Annotated in this window: 2 tRNA genes and 3 rRNA genes; all 5 read left to right on the forward strand. The window is 54.0% G+C overall.

The features are described from left to right. Window positions 1–242: 242 nt before the first annotated feature. Window positions 243–1,787 (forward strand): 16S ribosomal RNA (locus DVJ77_RS20895). Between the two features lie 95 nt (window positions 1,788–1,882). Continuing rightward, window positions 1,883–1,959, forward strand: a tRNA-Ile gene (locus tag DVJ77_RS20900). A gap of 10 nt (window positions 1,960–1,969) precedes the next feature. Then, window positions 1,970–2,045 (forward strand) — tRNA-Ala (locus tag DVJ77_RS20905). Window positions 2,046–2,253: 208 nt separating this feature from the next. After that, window positions 2,254–5,135: ribosomal RNA gene (locus DVJ77_RS20910) — 23S ribosomal RNA — on the forward strand. A 126-nt stretch (window positions 5,136–5,261) separates the two neighbouring features. After that, window positions 5,262–5,323, forward strand: a 5S ribosomal RNA gene (rrf, locus tag DVJ77_RS20915); the annotation flags it as partial.

Below are 5,323 nucleotides of genomic sequence, written 5' to 3' on the forward strand. Positions count from 1 at the left end.
GGCGGCTCACCTAGGACGAAACGTCTCGGGGCGATTCAGAAGAACGAATCGCAAGCGATTGATCTTTGACAGTATGCGCAGGTGACTTGTGTGGGCGTCTTGCGGTGGATGATTCATGTCCAATAAATGCAAGCGCCTAACATTAAAGTCAAACGTAAAAGCTTGACGTTTTAAGGTTAGGGTTAACGCTTCGGAAAGATAGATTAGCGAGTTGCCTTCGGGTGATGAGCTGGTCGAAAACTTAAGTGAAGAGTTTGATCCTGGCTCAGATTGAACGCTGGCGGCATGCCTAACACATGCAAGTCGAACGGCAGCACAGCAGTAGCAATACTGTGGGTGGCGAGTGGCGGACGGGTGAGTAATGCATCGGGACCTACCTAGACGTGGGGGATAACGTAGGGAAACTTACGCTAATACCGCATACGTCCTACGGGAGAAAGCGGGGGATCTTCGGACCTCGCGCGGTTAGACGGACCGATGTTCGATTAGCTAGTTGGTAGGGTAATGGCCTACCAAGGCGACGATCGATAGCTGGTCTGAGAGGATGATCAGCCACACTGGAACTGAGACACGGTCCAGACTCCTACGGGAGGCAGCAGTGGGGAATATTGGACAATGGGCGCAAGCCTGATCCAGCAATGCCGCGTGTGTGAAGAAGGCCTTCGGGTTGTAAAGCACTTTTATCAGGAGCGAAATGCCATTGGCTAATACCCGGTGGAGCTGACGGTACCTGAGGAATAAGCACCGGCTAACTTCGTGCCAGCAGCCGCGGTAATACGAAGGGTGCAAGCGTTAATCGGAATTACTGGGCGTAAAGCGTGCGTAGGCGGTTCGTTAAGTCTGTCGTGAAATCCCCGGGCTCAACCTGGGAATGGCGATGGATACTGGCGAGCTAGAGTGTGATAGAGGATGGTGGAATTCCCGGTGTAGCGGTGAAATGCGTAGAGATCGGGAGGAACATCAGTGGCGAAGGCGGCCATCTGGATCAACACTGACGCTGAGGCACGAAAGCGTGGGGAGCAAACAGGATTAGATACCCTGGTAGTCCACGCCCTAAACGATGCGAACTGGATGTTGGTCTCAACTCGGAGATCAGTGTCGAAGCTAACGCGTTAAGTTCGCCGCCTGGGGAGTACGGTCGCAAGACTGAAACTCAAAGGAATTGACGGGGGCCCGCACAAGCGGTGGAGTATGTGGTTTAATTCGATGCAACGCGAAGAACCTTACCTGGCCTTGACATGTCTGGAATCCTGCAGAGATGCGGGAGTGCCTTCGGGAATCAGAACACAGGTGCTGCATGGCTGTCGTCAGCTCGTGTCGTGAGATGTTGGGTTAAGTCCCGCAACGAGCGCAACCCTTGTCCTTAGTTGCCAGCACGTAATGGTGGGAACTCTAAGGAGACTGCCGGTGACAAACCGGAGGAAGGTGGGGATGACGTCAAGTCATCATGGCCCTTACGGCCAGGGCTACACACGTACTACAATGGTCGGTACAGAGGGTTGCAATACCGCGAGGTGGAGCCAATCCCAGAAAGCCGATCCCAGTCCGGATCGTAGTCTGCAACTCGACTACGTGAAGTCGGAATCGCTAGTAATCGCGGATCAGCTATGCCGCGGTGAATACGTTCCCGGGCCTTGTACACACCGCCCGTCACACCATGGGAGTGAGTTGCTCCAGAAGCCGTTAGTCTAACCGCAAGGGGGACGACGACCACGGAGTGGTTCATGACTGGGGTGAAGTCGTAACAAGGTAGCCGTATCGGAAGGTGCGGCTGGATCACCTCCTTTCGAGAACGACAGAACGTTCCCGCAAGACGTCCACACAAGACACCTGCACATCCGCGCGCTTAAGGCGTGACAGGCCCATGGGCCTATAGCTTTATGGGTCCGTAGCTCAGGTGGTTAGAGCGCACCCCTGATAAGGGTGAGGCCGGTGGTTCGAGTCCACCTGGACCCACCACTAAGCACCTGGGGCCATAGCTCAGCTGGGAGAGCACCTGCTTTGCAAGCAGGGGGTCGTCGGTTCGATCCCGACTGGCTCCACCAGTTTAGAACGCCTTTAAGCATTGGGACGGATGTGTAGCGCATACCAAAGATTTAGTGAAGTCATCCGGCGTTGAGGCCGGTGTGATGTTCTTTGAAAACGTAAACGAGTGACAAGCGTCTTGGTTTGAAACCAAACCGAGACAAGTGTTAAGGCAAGTAATAACGAAGTGGCTTGGATTGTAAGCCCTGAGGCGACTTGGGGTTATATGGTCAAGCGACTAAGCGTATACGGTGGATGCCTTGGCAGTCAGAGGCGATGAAGGACGTGGCAGCCTGCGAAAAGTGTCGGGGAGCTGGCAACAAGCTTTGATCCGGCAATGTCCGAATGGGGAAACCCACCGCGTAAGCGGTATCGCATAGTGAATACATAGCTATGCGAAGCGAACCCGGGGAACTGAAATATCTAAGTACCCGGAGGAAAAGAAATCAACCGAGATTCCCTGAGTAGCGACGAGCGAACGGGGAGCAGCCCAAAAGCGCATGATGTTCTAGCCAAACGGTTTGGAAAGGCCGGCCATAGCGGGTGATAGCCCCGTAGGCGAAAGGGCACTGTGCGTGAAATTGAGTAAGGCGGGGCACGTGAAACCCTGTCTGAACATGGGGGGACCATCCTCCAAGGCTAAATACTCCTGACTGACCGATAGCGAACAAGTACCGTGAGGGAAAGGCGAAAAGAACCCCGGAGAGGGGAGTGAAATAGACCCTGAAACCGTATACGTACAAGCAGTGGAAGCCCGCAAGGGTGACTGCGTACCTTTTGTATAATGGGTCAGCGACTTACTGTCAGTGGCAAGCTTAACCGTATAGGGGAGGCGAAGGGAAACCGAGTCTGAATAGGGCGCATAGTCTCTGGCAGTAGACCCGAAACCGAGTGATCTATCCTTGGCCAGGTTGAAGGTGCGGTAACACGCACTGGAGGACCGAACCCACATCTGTTGCAATAGATGGGGATGAGCTGAGGATAGGAGTGAAAGGCTAAACAAACTCGGAGATAGCTGGTTCTCCTCGAAAGCTATTTAGGTAGCGCCTCGTGCGAATACTGTTGGGGGTAGAGCACTGTTATGGCTAGCGGGTCATCGAGACTTAGCAAACCATGGCAAACTCCGAATACCAACACGTACTACACGGGAGACACACGGCGGGTGCTAACGTCCGTCGTGAAAAGGGAAACAACCCAGACCCGCAGCTAAGGTCCCAAAGTCATAGCTAAGTGGAAAACGATGTGGGAAGGCATAGACAGCCAGGAGGTTGGCTTAGAAGCAGCCATCCTTTAAAGAAAGCGTAATAGCTCACTGGTCGAGTCGGCCTGCGCGGAAGATTTAACGGGGCTAAGCTATGCACCGAAGCTCGGGGTGTGCACATTTATGTGTACGCGGTAGAGGAGCGTTCTGTAAGCCTGTGAAGGTGAGTTGAGAAGCTTGCTGGAGGTATCAGAAGTGCGAATGCTGACATGAGTAACGATAATGGGGGTGAAAAGCCCCCACGCCGAAAGCCCAAGGTTTCCTCGCGCAACGTTCATCGGCGCAGGGTGAGTCGGCCCCTAAGGCGAGGCAGAAATGCGTAGTCGATGGGAAGCAGGTTAATATTCCTGCACTTGTCTGTAGTGCGATGTGGGGACGGAGAAAGTTAGGTCTACCGGGCGTTGGTTGTCCCGGGGAAAGGAGGTAGGCATGAATCTTAGGCAAATCCGGGATTCTTTATGCCGAGCACCGAGACGAGTCCTATTGGACGAAGTGACTGATACTACGCTTCCAGGAAAAGCCACTAAGCTTCAGCTACAGAGAAACCGTACCGTAAACCGACACTGGTAGGCAGGGTGAGAATCCCAAGGCGCTTGAGAGAACTCGGGTGAAGGAACTAGGCAAAATGGCACCGTAACTTCGGGAGAAGGTGCGCCCATCGGTGTGGTCACGTGCGTGACTGAGCATTGATGGGTCGCAGTAACCTGGCCGCTGCGACTGTTTATCAAAAACACAGCACTCTGCAAACACGAAAGTGGACGTATAGGGTGTGACGCCTGCCCGGTGCTGGAAGGTTAATTGATGGGGTCAGCCGCAAGGCGAAGCTCTTGATCGAAGCCCCAGTAAACGGCGGCCGTAACTATAACGGTCCTAAGGTAGCGAAATTCCTTGTCGGGTAAGTTCCGACCTGCACGAATGGCGTAACGACAGCGGCGCTGTCTCCACCCGAGACTCAGTGAAATTGAAATCGCTGTGAAGATGCAGCGTTCCCGCGGCAAGACGGAAAGACCCCGTGAACCTTTACTATAGCTTTACATTGAACGTTGAGTTCTTCTGTGTAGGATAGGTGGGAGGCTATGAAACCGAGACGCTAGTTTCGGTGGAGCCATCCTTGAAATACCACCCTGAAGTGCTTGACGTTCTAACCTAGGTCCGTAATCCGGATCAGGGACCATGTATGGTGGGTAGTTTGACTGGGGCGGTCTCCTCCTAAAGAGTAACGGAGGAGTACGAAGGTACGCTCAGCGCGGTCGGACATCGCGCACTGTGTGCAATGGCATAAGCGTGCTTGACTGCGAGATCGACGGATCAAGCAGGTACGAAAGTAGGTCATAGTGATCCGGTGGTTCTGTATGGAAGGGCCATCGCTCAACGGATAAAAGGTACTCCGGGGATAACAGGCTGATACCGCCCAAGAGTTCATATCGACGGCGGTGTTTGGCACCTCGATGTCGGCTCATCACATCCTGGGGCTGTAGCCGGTCCCAAGGGTATGGCTGTTCGCCATTTAAAGTGGTACGCGAGCTGGGTTCAGAACGTCGTGAGACAGTTCGGTCCCTATCTGTCGTGGGCGTTGGAGATTTGAGGGGGGCTGCTCCTAGTACGAGAGGACCGGAGTGGACGTTCCGCTGGTGTTCGGGTTGTCATGCCCATGGCATTGCCCGGTAGCTACGAACGGAAGTGATAACCGCTGAAAGCATCTAAGCGGGAAGCACGCCCCAAGATGAGATCTCCCGAGACTTCGAGTCTCCTTAAGGCACCATCAAGACTAGGTGGTTGATAGGCACGGTGTGGAAGTGCAGCAATGCATTGAGCTTACGTGTACTAATGAGCCGTGAGGCTTGACCATATAACCCCAAGACGCTTCGCACGCTTTACTTCGCGAACACGTCTCGACACAATTTCACCTCGACGCTTGTCACTCGTTTACACCTTATGCCGGACCGGCGCTTCATAGCGCTGTCCGCACCCTTTCCCTGGCGGACATAGCGCTGTGGTACCACCCGATCCCATCCCGAACTCGGAAGTGAAACGCAG

This window comes from Dyella tabacisoli (assembly GCF_003350925.1).
Classification (GTDB): Bacteria; Pseudomonadota; Gammaproteobacteria; order Xanthomonadales; family Rhodanobacteraceae; genus Dyella_C; species Dyella_C tabacisoli.